The organism is Pseudomonas brassicacearum (assembly GCF_000585995.1).
GTDB classification, from domain to species: domain Bacteria; phylum Pseudomonadota; class Gammaproteobacteria; order Pseudomonadales; family Pseudomonadaceae; genus Aquipseudomonas; species Aquipseudomonas brassicacearum_A.
Window position 1 is genome coordinate 3477870 of sequence record NZ_CP007410.1, and the last position, 20775, is coordinate 3498644.

A 20775-nucleotide genomic window follows, 5' to 3' on the forward strand; every position below is an offset into this window, starting at 1 on the left:
AGGGTTCATTGACGGTTCCAGGCGGTTTCGGAGACCAGGCTCAAACCGTCGCCCTCCGAGTTATGGGCCAGCAATACGTCGAAGATGTTCAGTCGTCCGGGTTGCGTCAGGGCCTGGCGCAAGGCGGCTTCATCGAACTTGACGAGGCGTTCGCGGTGCACGCTGAGGGCCCCGATCCGTTCCAGCGGTGCGGCCATTGCGCCAGCGCTGGTCACGGCGACTTGCTGGGCGCCGTTATGGGCATAGCGTTTGTCGAGGTACGTCTGGATCAGCGACAACATGCCGTTGGTGAGGTAGAACAGACTGACGTTGCGCTGGTTCGTCGAGGGGTCCTGGGCCAGCCCTTCAGCCAGGCGCGCCTCGATATCCGGCACCAGGGCCCGGGCGCCATCGCCGACGAAGGCCAGGACATTGCCCTCGCCGGTCATGGCGATATACGGCAAAGCCATCAGCGCATCCCCCATCAACGCCCGGCCATACCATCCGGAAAAACCCGGGTCGGTGCGCGGCACGTTACGCACCGCCGAGATACCGCAACGACCGACATCGTAGACGCCGATGTAGCGATAATCCTGGCGCTCGATCAGCTCGCGCACCAAGTGACCGAGCCGATGGAAAAAGTAGTTGGCGGTCATGGGCAGGGTCTCGATGTGATCCGCAGCCACGGTTTCGCTGCGTTGCGCCATTTCCCGCAGCTTGTCACGCCGCAGCGCGAGCACCTGCGGTTCGACCTGCAGTCCACGCTCGATATGGCCGAGGAATTCGTCCAGCGGCACATCCAGTGCCAGGTCGGTGAACGGCGAAAGGTGCCGCGGTTCATGATTGACCTGCACCACCCGCAGCTGACGCTTGAGCTTGCCTTCGGAAAACGGCGTGGCGGCCTGGTCGACCTTGCTCTTGAGAAAGAACACGCAGTGCTCCTGGGCGCCGTTCAACTCATGCTCGCAATGCATGAACTGATAGACCCGCCGACTGAACCCATACAGGGACAGTGGCCCAAGGTACTCGGGCACCGCCCGTCCCTCGTAATAAGGGCCGACACTGCCGGGTTGGGTAATGCTGTCCGCCAGGCCGATGGCGCCACGCTCGGCCAGGGCGTGCACCCGGCGACGCTGCTCGGTGCTGAGCTTGCCGCACTGCCATAACACATGCACCGGCTCGTGATTGATCAGATGCAGGGCCCGGTCCAGCGCGTCGGCCTGACGTGTGTCGGGGCGCCAGGCCGGCGCGGAGATGATTTCGGGCAGGCGCACGTCCAACGGCACCTGGGGTCGGGATTCGAGCACCCCCTGGGTGGCCAGGATGAACACCGGCTCGGGCCGCTCGGCGAGCATGGCGAAGGCTTCTTCCAGACGCGGGCCGATCTCCTCGACCTTCCGGATGAAGACCTGACGCAACCCCCGGGCCTCGATGACCCGACAGCCGTCGTTGTCCAGGTCGTGGGTGCCCTGGAAGGCAAACCAGACGTTCTCCGGGCTGTCGGCACAGACGATCAGCCCCGGGGCACCGAGGCGCTTGAGGTTGGCCAGGGTGCCGCGAAACTCATCGATCATGCCCGAGGTCACGGTAATCACGTAGGCCCGGCCAAACAACTGCCAGCCGGCCATGGCGGCGACCGCCAGGCTGTGTTCGTTGCAGCCGCCCAGGCAACGTACGCCGGTGCCGGCGACGTTCTGCTGCATCGACTGGATGAGCCCCGCCACCATCGACCCGGTGTAGGCATGAAAGTCCCAACGCTGCTGCCAGCGGCTGCACATGAACCGGGTGATTTCCGTCGCCAGGCTCACCGACAGCAACGGGCCGCTGATGGAACGTGCCAGCAAACGATTGAAGTGCGCGTGTTCCAGATGATCGAGGATGATGCGTAACAGGTCCGCCCGACGCGCCGCCCGGTCCTGCCCCGCCACCCGCAGATGACGATTGCCGCTGATCCGGTTCATCCATCCCGGCAGCGCCGGCAAGGCGCAATACAGCAGCGCCGAATGAGGCGACAGGCGTGAGCCGGGCGCGGCGGCGATCAGTTCATCAAAGGGATCCTGGTCCCCGGCCTCGGTTTGCTGACAAAGGTCGAGAATGAACAGTTCGTTGGATAACACAGGGGTTTGCCGTCGCAGACTTTGCCGGGCGGCTTGGGGCGAATCGAAGGTCAGCACCCACAACTCCGGTAGCGCCGCCGCAGCGGATGGATTGCCCTGCAGATAGTGCTGCGCCTGGACCATCAGGGTTTCCAGGACAGCTTCGCCGTGGGGCCTGGGACCCAAGGCTTGGTGCATCGACTCACAGCCTCTGATCGAGAGCGGCCAGTCGGGAGTATTGGCCGGGGGCTGCAAGCAGGCCTGCAAATACTCGACGACAAATGCCACATCCTCGATCAGAGGCTGCGTCTGGGTAATCAAACAGATGCCTAAGGTTGCCTTCATGGACTCCATTCCTATTGGGTCGAACTGATTGGGGGGGCGTGTTGTTCTCTGGCTCGGTCAGCCCGACCGACGGGGGCACAGGCATCCGCCGTGACCTGGGCAATCGAGCGCCGCGCCGCCATCGCCAGGACGCATACGCCGAGCATTGCCAGGGACAAACCGGCAAGCATTCCCGCCGGGCCGCTGCGGTCGAGCAACGCTCCGGCGCCGATTGGCACCAAGAGGCGCGTGAGTACAAACAGACTGGCCTGGAAGCCGTAGTCGTTGGCCTGGTGGTGGCGGCGGGAGAAAAACATCATCAGGCCGAACATCAGGCTCGACACCGCGCCCATGGCCGTGGCCAGGAGATAAGCCGCCGCCACCAACCATGGCGTCGAGGCCTGGAGCCAGACCGCACCGGTCAATGCCAACAGCGCCAACAAGGCACCCACCATGAACCAAGGTGTCACCCGTGCCGGGCCCAGACGCTGCACCAGTCTTGCGCCCAGTACACTCGCCAGGGCGCCGACCACTCCACCGCCGACACCGGCGATCCAGGCCACCTCTTGCACGGGCATTCCCTGGTCCAGCAACAGTGGCTTGAGGTAAAGCCACGCAGCGCCGAGAAAGGGAAAACCGCTGAGCAGCAGCCAGATCCAGAGGCGTGCACCGGGCTGCCGGAAATAACCGGACCAATCGACCCGCGACGGCCTGGTGGCTTGGCGGCCTTCATCCCTGGCCTCGCCCTCGTGCAACAGCCCGAGAAACGGCAGCGCCAGCAGCAAACCCGCGGCCATCAGCAGAAACGGCGCCTGCCAGCCCCAGCGGTCCTGCACCAACAGCATGACGCCGGCGCCCACGATGGCGGCGAGAAACAGCGCTGCCGAACGGATCCCCCCTGCGCGCAAGCGCTGCGTTTGGGGCAATAACTTGATGGCCAGGGCATTGACCGGAATGTCGGCCCAGGTCGCCAGTACGCCGGCGGCGAAAGCCAGGCCGAACAGGAACAGGCGATTGGCAGTGATCGCCTGTTGGCTGGCCAGCACCAGCAATAGCGCCAACAGCAGGCACAGCACCAGTGCCCAAAGACGATAGTGGCCTCGGACGGACCGATAACGTTGCACGGGCAAGGCCAACAGGAATTTGAACACCGCCGGCAACCCCGTCAGTTGGAACAACCCGATGTCAGTGCCGGACCAGCCGTGTTCGCGCATGACCAGGGGAAGCCCCAGCAGCAGGTAGATGCTGGGCACCGCGAGGACGAAATGGAGCCAGCCGAACAGCCATTGGAGCCGCCACATGCGGGCGCTTTCCTCGTTTTTCATGGGCGGCTCCGACGCGCCACTTGCACCGCGACCGGCGCGACGGCAAAGGCCACTTCAGGGTAATGGTCGATGTCGACAAATCCTGCCTGAGCCAATGCATCGGCCAGGCCGCCGGCGTGGGTGACCTGGCGACCGAGCATCTGCATCGACAGGTAGTAAGGCATGACCCGCCGGGCCAGCTCCGGATCCATCGGGACCTCGGCATGGGCACTGACCAGCACGCCGCCGGGACGCAACGCCGCGTGGATTTTCTCCAGGCTCGCCGCCAGGTCCGGGACAAAGTGCAGCACCGAGGAACACCAGATCAGGTCATAACCCTCACCGATGTCATCGTTTGCCAGGTCCCCGCCACGGACCGTGAGGCGCTGCTGGAGGCCGGCCTTGTTGATATTTTCCGCCGCCACGCTGACGGTCTGGGGGAAATCGAACACCTCACCGCTCAACAACGGGTTGTCCCGGGCCAATGCAATCGCTACCAGCCCTGGCCCGCCCCCCAAGTCCAGGAATCGACGGGCATGGGCGAACTCGGGAATCCGTGCCATCAGGCGCAACGCCACCTCCACGGTGACAGCCCGTTGCTCCTGGGCCAGTTGCAGACGCGCAGCGGCCGTCCAGTTCTCAATGGTGGTCGCCACGTTCGGCGCCTGCCCGCTGGGCTGCCCCGCCCGTACCTGGTCGCCCAACTGTCCACCGAAATGGCGAAGCCCGCGCAGGCGGAACGTCCACGCATCGCCGCAGTAGTCCGGTGCCTCGGCGCGCAGATAATCGTGGGCCACGGCGGCGTTTTGGTAACGCGGCGGTTGCTGTTGGTCACGGACCAACAAGGCCATGCTCCACAGCGCCTCCAACCAGTAACCGGTGTTCACGGGGTCGAGTTGCAACTGCCGGGCAATGGTCTGCGCCGTGACAGGCACTTGCAGCAAGTTGAACAACTTCCACTCCAACGCAATGCGCAGAGCGTCGGCGCGAACGCCAGCCAAGGTCAGGTCCCAGTAAGGCTGCAGGGGATGAGGTGTTGCCAGGTCGATTCCATTCATCATTCGTCGCTCACAGTTCATAGCTCACACGCAGGCCGATTTCCCTTGGCGGGCTGTAGACCCGGGCGGTGCCGTTCAAATAGCCGACAGCGTCGTAACGCTTGTCGGCGGCATTCTTCACGTAGGCACTGATGCCGTACTGGCCGAAGTCATAACCGGCATTGAGGTTGATCAGGCCATAGCCACTCCGGCTGTACTGGTTGGCCGAGTCCAGGTAGGTCTTGCCGACGCCATCCACCCCGCCCTGGGCCCACCAACCGGCGGGGGCGTCGTAGCGCAGACTCAGATGGCCGGTGAAGTCGGGGGCATAGGGGTTGCGATTGCCCTGGTAATCGCTGTTGCCCTCGCTGAAACGCTCGAAACGGGTCCGGTTCAGGCCCACGGAACCGACCAGCGTCCAGTGGTCGGCCAGAAGGTATTCGGCTTCCAGCTCCAACCCCGTGGAGCGCGCCGACGCCGCGTTGGTGATGTACACCACGCCCGGCTGGATCAGCTGCTGCACCTGCATGTCACGTACGTCCATCCAGTACAGGGCCGCCGAATAGCGCAGGCGCTTGTCGTCCAGCCAACCCTTGGCGCCGACTTCGTATGTCTTGACCTTTTCCGGGTCATAACCGGGGTAACCGGCGGCGCTGGAGAAGGCATTGAAGCCTCCGGCGCGGAACCCTTCGGCATAGCTGGCGTACAGGTAGGCATCCGGCTGCCACTCGTATTGCAGCGAGACCTTTGGGGTAAAGCGTTGCCACTGCTGGCTCTGGCGACTGCCGCCTTGGGGATCGATGTGCACCTTGTCCTGTTCGGCGCGTGCGCCGAGGGTCAGGGTCCAGCGTTCGGCCAGGGGCATCAGCCATTGACCAAACAACGCGCTGGTATTGCCTCCCAGTTGCACATCCGTGCGGGACAGGCTGGCAGGCAGTTTCTGTTCGTAGGACAGGTCATGGTCATCGCGATCGGCATAGACGCCGAGCAGCCACTGGCTCTCGCTCCATTGGCCTTCCAGGCGAAACTCCTGGGACAAGGTACTGAAGTGGTAATCACGGCCGACGTGAAACAGGTCGGCGGGTTGGAAATCGGTGTCTTGGCGAACCCGGTCGTAGAAGTCATTACGGGCGGTGATCGAACGCAGCTTCAAGCCAGATTCGAACTCATGCAGCACGTCCAAAGACAGGCTGCGGCCGCTGGAATGGTTCCAGCTCGAGGTGCCGGAGCGCACCTGGCGCCGAGATGAGTCCGCCGCCCCCACTGGGAACCGCCGTCGCGATAATCCTGACGGCTGTAGCGCACGTTGACGTCCGTGGCCAGCGTGGGCGTCCAGCGCAATACCAGGCGTGCACTGTGACGTTCGCGATCATCGGCCTGCCCGCCGCGCCAATCGTTGTCGATGTAGCCATCCTGCTCCAGCCACTGCCCGGCAGCCCCGACGAACAGCGTCTCCGGCACCAGTGCGGTACTGGCATCAACGCCCAGGGTTCGGCTGTCGCGACTGCCGCCACCGGCTTCGACCCGGGCGTACGGCTGGGCATCGGGCTGGCGAGTGTGGATGCTCAGCACGCCGGCTTCAGCGTTGCGGCCATACAGGGTCGACTGCGGCCCGCGCAGGATCTCGATGCGCTCCACCCCCAGCAGGTTATGGTCAAAGCCCTGCCCCATCAGGGTCGGCACGCCATCGACCAGCATCAGCATCGAGGAAGAAAACGCCGTGGGGCTGGCGGTCAGGCCGCGCACCACCGGCAGGTTGGTGCCCGACTGGCCAAATGGCTGGAAAGTAAAGCCGGGCGTGGCCCGCGCCAGGTCTTGCAAATCATGGATGCCGCCTTTGTGCAGGTCCTCGCCCGTCAGCACCGACAGACTGGCCGGAACCGTTTCCTGGGACTGTTCGATCTTGTTCGCCGTCACCGTGACCGGCGCCAACTCGGTCTGCGCCGCCACATTCACTGCCGCCCCCAGACAGTAGCCAACGCACAACGTATAACCGCTGGCTTTCAATACAGGCTTGACCATCGCACTCCCCATCAATGAATCAGCGACTGCCTCGTTCTGACGATGACAGTTGAGATGCAAACATGGTATTCATTAATGCGAATAGTTATCATGTAGTTCATATGGAATCTGGATCAATCCATATGCAAGCCAGAGTCAACCCAGGAGGACGATAAAAGTGGCGGCCCTACAGAAGATTTCCCAGTCGTATCGAGTTGCGCCAACGCACTCGCGGCTGATCAGCAACGACGCCTGTGGCTGGACACGCCAGCAGCTGCCGGGGGAACTGGGCGAGTGCTATTCCGAGCGCTATTTCGTCGACAACGACCTGATGGTGGTTCGCTCGCGCTACCGCCCCACGCGTAACCTGATCGAAGAAACCGTCAGCCCTCACAATCGCCACATGCTGGTCATCACGTTCGGCATGCAAGGCGACTCCGGATACAAGGGCGCCGATGGTTCGGCGGTGTCATTCCGAGCGGGCTACACCACCATCACCTCATTTCAATTGAGCCTGGGCGAGCGGTGCTACGAGGCCGGGACGACCGTATCCCAGCTCCGACTGCTGATCGGTGAAAGCATGCTCAACCGATACATCGGCGAGCAGCGCACCCGCCAGCTGCTGGGCAACGGCAATGTGCGCCAACTGGCCTTCCAGAAAACCTCGGCCACCAGCGCCAGCCACGCCACCGCCCTGGCGCGTTATCTCAACCAGGGTGCGACCGGTGCGCTGGACATGCACATCCACACCCTCAGCCTGCTGTCCGAACAACTGAAACTGCTGAGCCCGCCCACCTGCATCCAGAACCCGCAATTCAGCGCCAGCGACATCGAAAAGCTCGACCAGGCGCGGGACATCATGATCGAGCAAATGGACCAGCCGCTGACCATTCCCTACCTGTGTGCAGCCGTCGGGCTCAATGAGTTCAAGCTCAAGGAAGGCCTGCACCACCGCTTCAACTCCACACCGCACCGCATGCTGCATGAGATCCGCATGCGCAAGGCCTACACCTTGCTGGAAAGCGGTTGCCAGGTCGCGCAGGCGGCCTACAAGGTAGGCTACAAATTCCCGAATAATTTCAGCGCGGCATTCACCCGCTTCTTCGGCAAATCGCCGAAAACGGTCTTTGGCAAGCGTCGTTGAGTTTGCCTTGGCGCCTGGATGATTCCAGGCGCCAAACCATCGCCTCCTCAGATCCCCCTTTGAATCCCCTCGATCTCGCTTCGCGCTGACTGGGGCGGCCTTCTGTCGCCTCGCCGTGAACAAACTCCAAACCGCCACTTGCGCCAACAGTATTATGGTATACCATCATACGCACAGACCTATTTCACCCTCCCACGGAGCAGCTCATGAGTTTCGAAATTCGCAAGATCGTCAGCTATGTCGAAGAAACCTTTATTGAAGGCGGCAAGGCCACCGATAAGCCGGTGACGATGGTCGGGTTGGCGGTGGTGATGAAAAACCCTTGGCTGGGCCGCGGCTTCGTCGAAGACCTGAAGCCGGAGATCCGCGCCAATTGCTCCGACCTCGGCGCGCTGATGGTCGAACGCCTGGTGGGCATCATTGGCGGTGCGGAAAACATCGAAGCCTACGGCAAGGCCGCTGTGGTGGGCGCCGACGGTGAAATCGAGCACGCCTCCGCCGTGATCCACACCCTGCGTTTTGGCAACCATTATCGCGAAGCGGTCAAGGCCAAGAGCTACCTGAGCTTCACCAACAAGCGTGGCGGCCCGGGCACCTCGATCCAGATCCCAATGATGCACAAGGACGACGAAGGCCTGCGCTCGCACTACATCACCCTGGAAATGCAGATCGAAGACGCGCCGCGCGCCGACGAAATCGTCGTGGTGCTGGGTTGCGCCGATGGCGGTCGCCTGCACCCGCGCATCGGCAACCGTTATATCGATCTGGAAGAACTGGCCGCCGAGAAGGCGCAGTAATCCAGCCCGGGCCACGACAATAAAAAAGGCATGCAGGAGCGCTCCATGATTCGGCTCACCGCTGAACTTACCCCGGCGGGCACCAGTTACCTGGCGACCGGCCAAGGCCAGCCCGTGGTCCTGATCCACGGCGTGGGCCTGAATAAAGAAATGTGGGGCGGCCAAGTTGTTGGCCTCGCCACGAAGTACCGCGTGATTGCCTACGACATGCTCGGCCACGGCGCCAGTCCACGCCCGGAAAGCGGCACGCCCCTGCTCGGCTATGCCGATCAGTTGCTGGAGCTGCTCGACCACCTGCAATTGCCCCAGGCGAGCGTGATCGGGTTTTCCATGGGCGGCTTGGTGGCACGGGCCTTTGCCTTGCATTACCCGCAACGCCTGCAAGGCCTGGTGGTGCTCAACAGCGTGTTCAACCGCAGCGCCGAACAGCGCGCCGGGGTCATCGCCCGCACCGCCCAAGCCGCCGAGCACGGACCTGACGCCAACGCCGAGGCCGCCTTGTCGCGCTGGTTCAGCCGCGAATACCAGGCGGCCAACCCGGCGCAGATTGCCGCGCTGCGCCAGACCTTGGCGCAGAACGATCCGCAAGGTTACCTGACCACCTATGAGCTGTTCGCCACCCAGGACATGTATCGCGCCGATGACCTGGGCAACATCCAGGTGCCGACGCTGATCGCCACCGGTGAATTGGACCCGGGCTCGACGCCGGAAATGGCCCGACAGCTGGCCGAGCGAATTCCCGGCGCCACCGTTGCCGTGCTCGCCGAGCAACGGCATATGATGCCGGTAGAATCGCCGCGCCTGGTCAACCAGGTGTTGCTGGAGTTTCTCGACACGGCAAACGCCCGACAAAATCCAATAAAGGGGATCGTTGCATGACACTCGCACGTTTTTCGATGTGCATCGGCGGTGAATGGGTCGATGCCCTGTCCGGCAAAACCTTCCAAAGCCTGAACCCGGCCCTGGCGCAACCCTGGGCCGAGTTACCCGACGCCGACGAAGCCGATGTCGAGCGCGCCGTGCAGGCTGCGCAGACGGCTTTTGACAGCCCGGCCTGGCGCGGCTTGACCGCCACCGCACGGGGTAAACTGCTGCGACGCCTGGGCGACCTCATCGCCGAAAACAAAGAACAACTGGCCCAGCTGGAAAGCCGCGACAACGGCAAGCTGATTCGCGAAACCCGGGGCCAGGTCGGCTACCTGCCGGAATTTTTCCACTACACCGCCGGCCTGGCCGACAAGCTCGAAGGCGGCACGCTGCCGCTGGATAAGCCGGACATGTTTGCCTACACGGTCCACGAAGCCATGGGCGTCGTCGCGGCGATCATTCCCTGGAACAGCCCGCTGTACCTGACGGCGATCAAACTGGCACCGGCGCTGGCGGCCGGCAACACCATCGTGATCAAGCCGTCGGAACACGCCTCGGCGACCATTCTCGAACTAGCGCGCCTGGCCCTGGAAGCCGGCATTCCGCCAGGGGTGGTCAACGTCGTCACCGGTTACGGCCCAAGCACCGGCGCCGCCCTCACCCGCCATCCGCTGGTGCGCAAGATCGCCTTCACCGGCGGTGCCGCCACGGCCCGGCATGTGGTGCGCAGCAGCGCCGAGAACTTCGCCAAACTATCGCTGGAACTGGGCGGTAAATCGCCGAATATTATTTTCGCCGACGCGGACCTCGACAGCGCCATCAATGGTGCGATTGCCGGGATCTATGCGGCATCGGGCCAGAGCTGCGTGTCCGGCTCACGGCTGTTGGTGCAAGACGAAATCTACGAGGAATTCGTCTCGCGCCTGGTCGAGCGCGCCAAACGCATCCGCATCGGCAACCCGCAGGAAGACAGCAGTGAAATGGGACCGATGGCCACCGCGCAGCAACTGGCGGTGGTCGAGGGACTGGTCGCCGATGCCATCGCCGAAGGCGCACGCCTGCGCCTGGGCGGCAAGCGTCCGCAAAACCTGGGCGAAGGCTGGTTCTACGAGCCGACCCTGTTCGAATGCGACCGCAACTCGATGAAGATCATGCAGGAAGAAGTCTTCGGGCCGGTGGCGTCGGTCATCCGGTTCAAGGACGAAGCCGAGGCCCTGGCGATTGCCAACGACTCACAGTTCGGTCTCGCCGCAGGCATCTGGACGCGCGACCTGGGCCGTGCCCATCGCCTGGCCCGGGATGTGCGCTCCGGGATCATCTGGGTCAACACCTACCGCGCGGTCTCGGCCATGGCGCCCATCGGCGGTTTCAAGAACAGCGGCTACGGACGCGAAAGCGGCATCGATTCAGTGCTGGCCTATACCGAACTGAAAACGGTGTGGATCAATCTTTCCCAGGCGCCCATGCCTGATCCGTTCGTGATGCGCTAGGAGTCCTGAACAATGATCGAACCCGGCATCTACAAAGAAGTCATGAGCTCCTTCCCTTCCGGCGTCACAGTGGTCACCACCCTCGACCTAGACGGGAATATCGTCGGCATCACCGCCAGCGCCTTCAGTGCGCTGTCGATCGATCCGGCGTTGGTGCTGTTCTGCCCCAACTATGCCTCCGACACCTACCCGATCCTGCGGGACAGCAAGCAGTTCGCCATTCACCTGCTGTCGGCTGACCAGACCGCCGAAGCCTATGCGTTTGCCGGCAAAGGCAAGGACAAGGCCAAAGGCATCGACTGGCACCTCAGTGAGCTGGGTAACCCACTGCTGGGCAAGGCCACGGCCATCATCGAGTGCGAGCTGTGGCGTGAATACGACGGCGGCGATCACGCGATCATCGTCGGCGCGGTGAAGAACCTGATTCTGCCGGCGCAACCGGTGACACCGATGATCTACCACAAGGGCAAGCTGGGCCCGCTGCCTGCGCTGGCCTGATGGCTATATACCTCCCCCTGTGGGAGCGAGCTTGCTCGCGATAGCGGTGTGTCAGTCACATGGATGTTGGATGTGCTGCCCTCATCGCGAGCAAGCTCCCACAGGTTCTTCACTTTTTCAGGGAGGGCGCATGAGCCCGGTAGCCTAGCAACTCTTTAGCCAGCCTATATCGACGATGTTGGGAGCACACAGCGATGAGCACCGATAAATACGAACAAGGCCTCAAGATCCGCACCCAGGTGCTGGGCGAGGCCTACGTTAACCGTTCCATCGAGAACGCCGACGACTTCACCCGGCCCTTGCAGGAAATGGTCACCGAATACTGCTGGGGCCATGTCTGGGGTCGCGAGGGGCTGTCGCTCAAGGAACGCAGCATGATTAACCTGGCGATGATCTCGGCGCTCAATCGCCCCCATGAACTCAAGCTGCATGTGCGCGGCGCCTTGCGTAACGGCCTGAGTCGTGAGCAAATACGCGAAATTCTGCTTCAGGTCGGTATCTATTGCGGCGTTCCCGCTGCCGTGGACAGTTTCCGGCTTGCCCGTGAAGCCTTCGCCGAAGCCGATGCCGAGGCCTCCAGTCAACCCTCGGCTGTTTGATCTGAACGTGCACGGATGTTGCCCGTTTGGCATGGACAGCCATATTACAGAGCGGACCCCATGAAACGCCTGCCACTCGACGACAGCTTCAAGGTCAATCGCAACCCCGTCACCCTGCGCGAAATCGTGCTGGATAAACTGCGAAGCGCCATCATGAATTTCCAGCTTCTGCCGGGAGATCGCCTGGTCGAACGCGACTTGTGCGATCGCCTGGGCGTGAGCCGCACGTCGGTGCGCGAAGCCTTGCGCCACCTCGAATCCGAAGGCCTGGTGGAATTCGCCGATGCCAAGGGCCCGCGGGTGGCGATCATCACCCTGGCCGACGCCGGCGACATCTATGAATTGCGTTGCGTGCTCGAAGGCTTGATCGTCCAGCTGTTCACCCTGCGGGCCAAGGCCAAGGACATCAAGGCGCTGGAGAAAGCCCTCGAGGAAAACCGCAAGGCCCTCAAGGATGGCGAGCTGCAACAGGTCATCGATTCGGTGCAGGGCTTTTACGACGTGCTGCTCGAAGGTTCCGGCAACCACGTCGCCGCCACCCAGCTGCGCCAGTTGCAGGCCCGCATCAGTTACCTGCGGGCGACGTCGGTGTCCCAGGAAAACCGTCGCGGCAACAGCAACCAGGAAATGGAACGCATGGTCGAGGCCATCAAGAGCGGCGATCCCCTGGCCGCCCACCAGGCGTGCGTCGATCACGTGCGCGCCGCCGCCAAGGTCGCCCTGGATTACCTCAAGCGCCAGCAGGAAGAGACCGGCGACATCCCTGAAATCACGGCGCCCATCGCCCTGAAAGAACCGCGCATAGGTCGCTGATATGTTCAGCCCGAGCTTTTGTCCAAAGTGTGGCGGCAGTGACTTGAGTCATCGCCTGCCAGCGGGCGATACCCATGAGCGCCTGATGTGCGGCGGCTGCGGCTACATCCATTACGTCAACCCGAAGATCATCGCCGGCTGCATCATCGAGCAGGACGGCAAATACCTGCTGTGCCAGCGCGCCATTCCACCGCGTCCCGGCACCTGGACCCTGCCGGCCGGCTTCATGGAAGGCGGCGAGACCACCGAACAGGCGGCGCTGCGGGAAGTCTGGGAAGAAACCGGCGTACACGCCGAAATCGTCTCACCCTACTCGATTTTCAGCGTGCCGAAAATCAGCGAGGTGTACATCATCTTCCGCGCCACCGCGCTGGAAATCACCGGTCAGTTCGGCCCGGAAACCCTCGCCTGCCGGTTCTTCGCCCCCGAAGACATTCCCTGGGACAGCATCTATTACCCGGCCATCCGGCAGATCCTCGAGCGTTATATCGAAGAACGCCAGGCCGGGGTCTACGGCATCTACATCGGCAACGACGACAGCGGCAAGATCCATTTCATCCGCTGATCGGACTCAGGGCGCCACGCCCTCGACAATGATCACCTCGGCCCGCGCCACGCCCTCGCGATGCCCCTTCGCCTCCTGATACGACTCTGAGTGATAACAGGCCAGCGCCTGCTCGTAGGAGTCGAATTCAATCACCACGCTACGCTGCGGCGTGGTCCTGCCCTCCATCGCTTCGCTGCGCCCGCCCCGGGCCAGCATCCGACCGCCGTACTGGGCAAACGCCGCTGGCGCCCGCTGGGTGTACTGGCTGTATTGGTCGGGGTCGGTGACATCCACGTGAGCAATCCAGTAAGCCTTCATAGTGACCTCTCAGGTTATTTTGTATTATGGTATACCACGACTTCATTCCATCAAGCCCCCAGCAAAACAAAGAGAGCCCGACATGGCCTTTAACAGCATTCAGGAAATCATCGAAGACTACCGCCTGGGCAAGATGGTGTTGCTGGTGGATGACGAAGACCGGGAAAACGAAGGCGACCTGCTGCTGGCCGCCGACTGTTGCAGCGCCCAAGCCATCAGCTTCATGGCCCGGGAAGCCCGTGGCCTGATCTGCCTGACCTTGACCGACGAGCACTGCCAGCGCCTGGGCCTGGAACAGATGGTGCCGAGCAACGGCAGCGTGTTCAGCACGGCGTTCACGGTCTCCATCGAGGCCGCCACGGGTGTGACCACTGGCATTTCCGCCGCCGACCGGGCACGCACCGTCGCCGCAGCCGTTGCCGCCGACGCGGGGCCCAGCGATATCGTGCAGCCGGGGCATATCTTCCCGTTGCGCGCCAAGGAAGGCGGCGTGCTGACTCGCGCCGGGCACACCGAAGCCGGTTGCGACCTGGCGCGCCTGGCCGGCTTCACGCCAGCATCGGTGATCGTCGAAGTGATGAACGACGACGGCACCATGGCCCGCCGCCCGGACCTGGAGGTGTTCGCCCGCAAGCACGGGATCAAGATCGGCACCATCGCCGACCTGATCCACTATCGCCTGAGCACCGAACACACCGTGCTGCGTATCGGTGAACGGGAGTTGCCCACGGTGCACGGCACCTTCCGGCTGTTTACCTTCGAAGATCGCATCGAAGGCGGCGTACACATGGCGATGGTCATGGGTGACATTCGCCGGGAAGAACCGACCCTGGTGCGGGTGCACGTGATCGACCCGTTGCGGGACTTGGTCGGCGCCGAATACAACGGTCCTTCCAACTGGACACTGTGGGCGGCGCTGCAACGAGTCGCTGAAGAAGGCTGCGGCGTGGTGGTCGTGCTGGCCAACCATGAGTCGTCCCAGGCGCTGCTCGAGCGCGTGCCACAGCTCACTCAGCCGCCACGACAGTTCAGCCGCTCCCAATCACGCATCTATTCTGAAGTGGGCACCGGGGCGCAGATTCTGCAGGACCTGGGCGTCGGTAAGTTGCGTCACCTGGGGCCGCCGCTCAAGTACGCAGGACTAACTGGGTATGACCTGGAAGTGGTGGAGAGTATCGCGTTTACCGGATAAGGCGCGAAACGCACCAACCTGCTCCAGACAGATAGCCGGTACGGCAAAATGCTTGCAGAAAGTTTGGAATACCATAATATGATATTCCATAGACCGGACGCTTCCGCCAACTCCAGGTACGGTCGTCGCAAGGCCAGTTGGACCCAATGCTCCCGATAAGCGGGCGAACCAAAGCCCACTCAATAAACACAACAATGAGGGCGTGAAAATGGTGTTGAAGAAAAGTGCAGCCGCAATCTTTTTGGCGGGCCTGTTGAGCGTCACCAGCCAGGCGACGATGGCCGCTGAAAGCGTCAACTTCGTCAGCTGGGGCGGCAGCACCCAGGATGCGCAGAAGCAAGCCTGGGCCGACCCGTTCAGCAAGGCCAGTGGCATCACCGTGGTCCAGGACGGCCCGACGGACTATGGCAAGCTCAAGGCCATGGTCGAAAGCGGCAATGTGCAGTGGGATGTCGTCGATGTCGAAGCGGACTTCGCCTTGCGCGCCGCCGCTGAAGGCTTGCTCGAGCCCCTGGACTTCTCGGTCATCCAGCGCGACAAGATCGACCCACGCTTCGTGTCCGATCACGGCGTCGGTTCCTTCTACTTCTCGTTCGTCCTCGGCTACAACGAAGGCAAGCTTGGCGCCGGCAAGCCCCAGGACTGGTCCGCACTGTTCGACACCAAGACCTATCCCGGCAAACGCGCCCTGTACAAATGGCCAAGCCCCGGTGTGCTCGAACTGGCCCTGTTGGCCGATGGCGTCGCGGCCGACAAGCTCTACCCGCTGGACCTGGACCGCGCCTTCAAGAAACTCGACACCATCAAGAAAGACATTGTCTGGTGGGGCGGCGGTGCGCAGTCGCAACAACTGCTCGCGTCCGGTGAAGCCAGCATCGGCCAATTCTGGAACGGTCGGATTTATGCCCTGCAACAGGACGGCGCACCGGTTGGCGTAAGCTGGAAGCAGAACCTGGTCATGGCCGACATCCTGGTCATTCCAAAAGGCTCGAAAAACAAGGCAGCGGCCATGAAGTTCCTGGCCAACGCCAGCAGCGCCAAAGGCCAGGCCGATTTTTCCAACCTGACCGCCTATGCGCCGGTCAACGTCGACAGCATCGCACGCCTGGATTCGGTGCTCGCCCCCAACCTGCCGACCGCCTACGCCAAGGATCAGATCACGCTTGATTTCGCGTACTGGGCCAAGAACGGTCAGGACATCGCGACACGGTGGAACGAATGGCTGGTCAAGTGAAAATGTCAGCAACGGCAGCCCCTCGCACCGGGAGCGCCCTTGGCGCTGCCGGTGCGGTACCGGCCAAGGCGACTACGCACACCCCGTCGCTGGCGCAGCGCTGGCGCGGGGTCGGCAACCTGGCGCCCGCCCTGCTGTTCCTCGGTTTGTTCTTCCTGGCTCCGCTGATTGGCTTGTTGTTGCGCGGCGTACTGGAACCGGTGCCAGGCTTGGGTAATTACGAGCAGTTGTTCGCCAACTCGGCCTATGCCCGGGTGTTGTTCAACACCTTTTCGGTGGCCGGGCTGGTGACGCTGTTCAGCTTGCTACTGGGCTTTCCGCTGGCCTGGGCCATCACCCTGGTGCCCCGTGGTTGGGGTCGGTGGATGCTGAACATCGTGTTGCTGTCGATGTGGACCAGCCTGCTGGCCCGTACTTATTCCTGGCTGGTGCTGTTGCAAGCCTCCGGGGTGATCAACAAAGCGTTGATGGCGATGGGCATCATCGATCAGCCGCTGGAGATGGTGCACAACCTCACCGGGGTGGTGATCGGCATGAGCTACATCATGATCCCGTTCATTGTCCTGCCATTGCAGGCGACCATGCAGGCCATCGACCCGATGATCCTCCAGGCCGGCTCCATCTGCGGCGCCAGTCCCTGGACCAACTTCTTCCGGGTGTTCCTGCCGCTGTGCCGGCCGGGGTTGTTTTCCGGTGGACTGATGGTGTTCGTGATGTCCCTCGGTTACTACGTGACCCCGGCGCTGCTGGGCGGGGCGCAGAACATGATGTTGCCCGAATTCATCATCCAGCAGGTGCAGTCGTTCCTCAACTGGGGCCTGGCCAGTGCTGGCGCTGCGTTGTTGGTGGCGATCACCCTGGTGCTGTTCTACTTCTACCTGAAGCTCCAACCGGAATCCCCGGTGGGCGCCAGCAACGCGAGGTAAGCCGTCATGCTCCTGACTCCCAATGCCATGAGCCGGCGCATGCGGTTCAGCCTGTACTTCACCACCGGCCTGATCGCATTGTTCCTGCTGTTGCCGATCGTGTTCATCGTGCTGTTGTCGTTCGGTTCATCCCAGTGGCTGGTCTTCCCGCCACCGGGCTGGACGTTTAAATGGTACGGCCAGTTCTTCTCCAACCCCGACTGGATGAGCGCGGCGCTGACCAGCCTCAAGGTCGCCATATTGACCACCGTCTGCGCCGTGGCGCTGGGCTTGCCCACCGCGTTTGCCTTGGTACGCGGGCGCTTCCCGGGCCGGGAAATACTCTACGGCCTGTTCACCCTGCCAATGATCGTGCCGTTGGTGATCATCGCGGTGGCGGTGTACGCACTGTTCCTCAAACTCGGTTACACCGGGACGATGTTCGCCTTCGTGGTCAGCCACGTCATCGTTGCCCTGCCGTTCACCATCATTTCGATCATCAACTCGCTCAAGCTGTTCGACCAGTCCATCGAGGACGCCGCCGTCATCTGCGGTGCCTCTCGCCTGCAAGCGGTGTTCAAGGTGACGTTCCCGGCGATCCGCCCGGGCATGGTCGCCGGCGCCTTGTTTGCGTTCCTGGTGTCGTGGGACGAAGTAGTGCTGAGCGTGATGATGGCCAGCCCGACCCTGCAAACCTTGCCCGTCAAGATGTGGACCACCCTGCGCCAGGACCTGACGCCTGTGATCGCCGTCGCTTCGACGCTGCTGATCGGCCTCTCGCTCTTGGTGATGGTGATCGCCGCCGCCCTGCGCCGGCGCAACGAAATCAGCGCCTGAGCGCCTAGGAGAATACGATGAGTGCCGTCAAAGACCCCGCACAACAGAACAACAAGACCCTGGTCAGCCTGCGCAATCTGAACAAGCACTACGGCGACTTTGCCGCCGTGGACGATATCTCCCTGGACATCCAGGACGGGGAATTCCTGACCTTTCTTGGCTCCAGCGGCTCGGGCAAAAGCACCACGCTGTCGATGCTGGCCGGGTTTGAAACCCCCAGCAGCGGCGAGATCCTGGTGGACGGCAAATCCCTGGTCAACGTGCCGCCGCACAAACGCGACATCGGCATGGTGTTCCAACGTTATTCGCTGTTCCCGCACTTGTCGGTGCGCGACAACATCGCCTTTCCCCTGGCGATCCGCAAACTGGCCAGCGCTGAACGTGAGCGCCGGGTCGAAGCCATGCTCAAGCTGGTGCAGCTGGGAGAATTCGCCCATCGCCGTCCTTCGCAACTGTCCGGCGGCCAGCAACAGCGCGTGGCGATTGCCCGGGCGCTGGTCTATGAGCCACGCATCCTGCTGATGGATGAACCCCTCGGTGCCCTGGACAAAAAACTCCGTGAAGACCTGCAAGACGAACTGCGCCAGCTGCATCGGCGCTTGGGCATCACCATCGTCTACGTCACCCACGACCAGGAAGAAGCCATGCGCCTGTCCCAACGCATCGCGATCTTCAGCCACGGCAAGATCGTTGGCCTGGGCAGCGGCTACGACCTCTACCAGAATCCGCCGAATGCCTTTGTGGCGTCGTTCCTGGGCAACTCCAATTTCCTCAAGCTCAAGGCCCAGGGCAACGCAGTGGCGACCTTCGAAGGCCAGTCGCTGTCGATCCGCCTGACCGCGGGGCTGCAAACCGATCAGGATGTGCTGCTGATGGTGCGTCCGGAAAAAGCCTTGGCCTTGAGCGTCGAGCAATCGGCCCAGGCACCCTTGGCGGCCGGCTGGAATGAAGTCTCGGCCAATGTCGTCGAAGTGCTGTTCCTGGGGGAAAGCCAGACCTGCAGCGTGGTGACGTCCGGCGGCACCGCCATGACCGTCAAGGCGCTTTCCGCCGCAGGCATGCCCCTCAAGGCCGGCGACCCGGTGCGTGTGCGCTGGGCCACCGCCGATGCCTGCGTCTACACCCAATGGGTCGAGAGCGACCTGAATAAAGCCGCTGGAGCCCATTGATGAACGCCGTCTGCCCCACCATGAAAGTCACACCCGAGGATCGCCCAATGATCGACGCCGCCGTTTACAAACAAGTCATGGGCTCGTTCCCGTCCGGCGTGACGGTGATCACCACGCTCGATGACGATGGGCAAATCGTTGGCCTCACCGCCAGCGCCTTCAGCTCTTTGTCGATGGATCCGGCCCTGGTGCTGTTCTGCCCCAACTACAGCTCCGACTCCTACCCGGTGCTGATCAAGAACCGCCGCTTCGCCATCCACGTACTCTCCGGCGGACAACAGAACGAAGCCTACGCGTTCGCCCGCAAAGGCAAGGACAAGGCCCTGGGCATCGAATGGACCCTGAGTGAATTGGGTAACCCGCTGCTGAGCAATGCCACCGCCATCATCGAATGCGAACTGTGGCGTGAATACGAAGGCGGCGACCACGCCATCATGGTCGGTGCCGTCAAGAATCTGATCGTGCCGCAACACACACCGGGGCCGCTGGTTTATTGCCACGGCAAGATGGGCGCCCTGCCCGTCCTCGCCTGAACCGATCGTCAACGACAAGAGAAAGCGCCATGAAATTTTCCCTGTTTGTACACATGGAGCGTTGGGACGAAAGCGTCAGCCATCGCCAGTTGTTCGAAGATCTGAGCGAGCTGACCCTGATGGCCGAGGCCGGTGGTTTCAGCACCGTGTGGATCGGCGAGCACCACGCCATGGAATACACCATCTCGCCGAGCCCGATGCCGCTGCTGGCGTACCTGGCCGGCAAGACCACCACGATTCACCTGGGCGCCGGCACCATCATCGCGCCGTTCTGGCACCCGCTGCGGGTGGCCGGCGAATGCGCGCTGCTGGACGTGATCAGCAACGGGCGCATGGAAGTCGGTCTGGCTCGCGGCGCGTATCAGGTGGAGTTCGACCGCATGGCCGGTGGCATGCCGGCCTCTTCCGGCGGCCAGGCCCTGCGGGAAATGGTCCCGGTGGTGCGCGCCCTGTGGCAAGGCGACTACGCCCATGACGGTGAGATCTGGAAATTTCCCACATCCACCAGCGTGCCCAAGCCAATCCGAAAACCGCACCCGCCGATGTGGATCGCCGCCCGCGACCCGGACTCGCACAATTTCGCCGTCGCCAATGGCTGCAACGTGATGGTCACGCCGCTGATGAAAGGCGATGAAGAAGTCCTCGACCTGAAAAACAAGTTCCAGGCGGCCCTGGACAACAACCCTGATGTGCCACGCCCGCAATTGATGGTGCTGCGCCACACCCACGTGCATGCCGTGGACGACCCCGAAGGCTGGAAGGTTGGTGCCCAGGCGATTTCCAGGTTCTACCGCACCTTCGATGCCTGGTTCGGCAACAAGCAGGTGCCGGTCAACGGCTTCCTGGCGCCAAGCCCGGAAGAAAAGTTCGCCGAGCGTCCGGAGTTTCAACTGGAGAACATCCGCAAGAACACCATGATTGGCACGCCGCAGGAAATCATCGAGCGGATCAAGTACTACCAGGAACTGGGCGTGGATGAGTTCAGTTTCTGGTGCGACAACAGCTTGTCCCATGCCGAGAAGAAGAAGTCCCTGGAGCTGTTTATCCAGCAGGTGGTGCCGGCTTTTCGGTGATCGGCGGCCCTGGAGCTC

The 20775-nt window shown here is 62.6% G+C and carries 21 protein-coding genes and 1 pseudogene; 15 read left to right on the top strand and 7 right to left on the bottom strand.

Going from position 1 to position 20775, the window contains the following annotated elements; translation table 11 throughout:
* Positions 1-5: 5 nt before the first annotated feature.
* The 6 genes and pseudogenes from CD58_RS15045 to CD58_RS31450 form a co-directional block, all read right to left on the bottom strand.
* A complete protein-coding gene (locus CD58_RS15045) occupies positions 6-2420 on the bottom strand; it encodes a decarboxylase (RefSeq protein WP_025213823.1) in 2415 nt (804 codons plus the stop codon).
* 11 nt (positions 2421-2431) lie between these two features.
* Positions 2432-3724: an MFS transporter gene (locus CD58_RS15050; protein ID WP_025213824.1), complete on the bottom strand. Its 1293-nt coding sequence runs from the start codon at positions 3722-3724 to the stop codon at positions 2432-2434.
* Complete coding sequence (locus CD58_RS31860; protein WP_419178840.1) at positions 3721-4359, bottom strand: class I SAM-dependent methyltransferase; 639 nt, start codon at positions 4357-4359, stop codon at positions 3721-3723. The genes CD58_RS15050 and CD58_RS31860 overlap by 4 nt, the downstream gene beginning before the upstream one ends.
* Before the next feature lie 132 nt (positions 4360-4491).
* Positions 4492-4782, bottom strand: a pseudogene (locus tag CD58_RS31865) (methyltransferase family protein); the annotation flags it as partial.
* On the bottom strand, positions 4772-6004 hold the full coding sequence (locus CD58_RS31445; protein ID WP_327205541.1) for a TonB-dependent receptor: 1233 nt from the start codon (positions 6002-6004) through the stop codon (positions 4772-4774). The gene CD58_RS31445 and the pseudogene CD58_RS31865, both read right to left, overlap by 11 nt.
* Positions 5890-6762 carry a TonB-dependent receptor gene (locus CD58_RS31450; RefSeq protein WP_235195264.1) on the bottom strand — a complete coding sequence of 291 codons (873 nt, stop codon included), beginning with the start codon at positions 6760-6762 and terminating at the stop codon, positions 5890-5892. The genes CD58_RS31445 and CD58_RS31450 overlap by 115 nt, the downstream gene beginning before the upstream one ends.
* A gap of 157 nt (positions 6763-6919) precedes the next feature.
* On the opposite strand from CD58_RS31450, the gene CD58_RS15065 reads away from it, so the two are divergent.
* The 8 genes from CD58_RS15065 (at position 6920) to CD58_RS15100 (ending at position 13514) form a co-directional block, all read left to right on the top strand.
* Entirely contained in the window at positions 6920-7885 is a 966-nt protein-coding gene (locus CD58_RS15065; RefSeq protein ID WP_025213826.1) for a helix-turn-helix domain-containing protein, read from the top strand.
* 206 nt (positions 7886-8091) lie between these two features.
* Positions 8092-8682, top strand: a complete 591-nt coding sequence (locus CD58_RS15070) for an amino acid synthesis family protein (RefSeq protein ID WP_025213827.1) — start codon at positions 8092-8094, stop codon at positions 8680-8682.
* Between the two features lie 45 nt (positions 8683-8727).
* The gene (locus CD58_RS15075; RefSeq protein WP_025213828.1) at positions 8728-9561 is read left to right on the top strand and encodes an alpha/beta fold hydrolase; all 834 of its coding nucleotides are present in this window, start codon (positions 8728-8730) and stop codon (positions 9559-9561) included.
* The gene (locus tag CD58_RS15080; RefSeq protein ID WP_025213829.1) at positions 9558-11039 is read left to right on the top strand and encodes an aldehyde dehydrogenase; all 1482 of its coding nucleotides are present in this window, start codon (positions 9558-9560) and stop codon (positions 11037-11039) included. The genes CD58_RS15075 and CD58_RS15080 overlap by 4 nt, the downstream gene beginning before the upstream one ends.
* Before the next feature lie 12 nt (positions 11040-11051).
* Entirely contained in the window at positions 11052-11537 is a 486-nt protein-coding gene (locus CD58_RS15085; RefSeq protein ID WP_025213830.1) for a flavin reductase family protein, read from the top strand.
* 194 nt (positions 11538-11731) lie between these two features.
* Positions 11732-12136 (top strand): carboxymuconolactone decarboxylase family protein, encoded by a 405-nt coding sequence (locus CD58_RS15090; RefSeq protein WP_025213831.1) that lies wholly within the window; start codon positions 11732-11734, stop codon positions 12134-12136.
* Between the two features lie 60 nt (positions 12137-12196).
* Positions 12197-12949, top strand: a complete 753-nt coding sequence (locus tag CD58_RS15095) for a GntR family transcriptional regulator (RefSeq protein WP_025213832.1) — start codon at positions 12197-12199, stop codon at positions 12947-12949.
* Between the two features lies 1 nt (position 12950).
* Positions 12951-13514: an NUDIX hydrolase gene (locus CD58_RS15100; protein ID WP_025213833.1), complete on the top strand. Its 564-nt coding sequence runs from the start codon at positions 12951-12953 to the stop codon at positions 13512-13514.
* 6 nt (positions 13515-13520) lie between these two features.
* Here CD58_RS15100 and CD58_RS15105 read toward each other — a convergent pair whose 3' ends face one another.
* The gene (locus CD58_RS15105) at positions 13521-13814 is read right to left on the bottom strand and encodes a DUF1330 domain-containing protein (protein WP_025213834.1); all 294 of its coding nucleotides are present in this window, start codon (positions 13812-13814) and stop codon (positions 13521-13523) included.
* A gap of 82 nt (positions 13815-13896) precedes the next feature.
* Between CD58_RS15105 and ribBA the strand changes: the two genes are divergently transcribed.
* The 7 genes from ribBA to CD58_RS15140 all read left to right on the top strand — a co-directional run bounded on the left by ribBA (position 13897) and on the right by CD58_RS15140 (position 20757).
* Positions 13897-15006 (top strand): bifunctional 3,4-dihydroxy-2-butanone-4-phosphate synthase/GTP cyclohydrolase II, encoded by a 1110-nt coding sequence (ribBA, locus tag CD58_RS15110; protein ID WP_025213835.1) that lies wholly within the window; start codon positions 13897-13899, stop codon positions 15004-15006.
* Positions 15007-15214: 208 nt separating this feature from the next.
* Positions 15215-16240, top strand: coding sequence for an ABC transporter substrate-binding protein (locus tag CD58_RS15115; protein WP_025213836.1), 1026 nt, complete (start codon positions 15215-15217; stop codon positions 16238-16240).
* On the top strand, positions 16225-17166 hold the full coding sequence (locus CD58_RS15120; RefSeq protein ID WP_025213837.1) for an ABC transporter permease: 942 nt from the start codon (positions 16225-16227) through the stop codon (positions 17164-17166). The genes CD58_RS15115 and CD58_RS15120 overlap by 16 nt, the downstream gene beginning before the upstream one ends.
* Before the next feature lie 6 nt (positions 17167-17172).
* Entirely contained in the window at positions 17173-17982 is an 810-nt protein-coding gene (locus tag CD58_RS15125; protein ID WP_025213838.1) for an ABC transporter permease, read from the top strand.
* Between the two features lie 17 nt (positions 17983-17999).
* A complete protein-coding gene (locus CD58_RS15130; protein ID WP_025213839.1) occupies positions 18000-19151 on the top strand; it encodes an ABC transporter ATP-binding protein in 1152 nt (383 codons plus the stop codon).
* 47 nt (positions 19152-19198) lie between these two features.
* Entirely contained in the window at positions 19199-19684 is a 486-nt protein-coding gene (locus tag CD58_RS15135; RefSeq protein WP_025213840.1) for a flavin reductase family protein, read from the top strand.
* Between the two features lie 29 nt (positions 19685-19713).
* Entirely contained in the window at positions 19714-20757 is a 1044-nt protein-coding gene (locus tag CD58_RS15140; protein ID WP_025213841.1) for an LLM class flavin-dependent oxidoreductase, read from the top strand.
* Positions 20758-20775 lie beyond the last annotated feature (18 nt).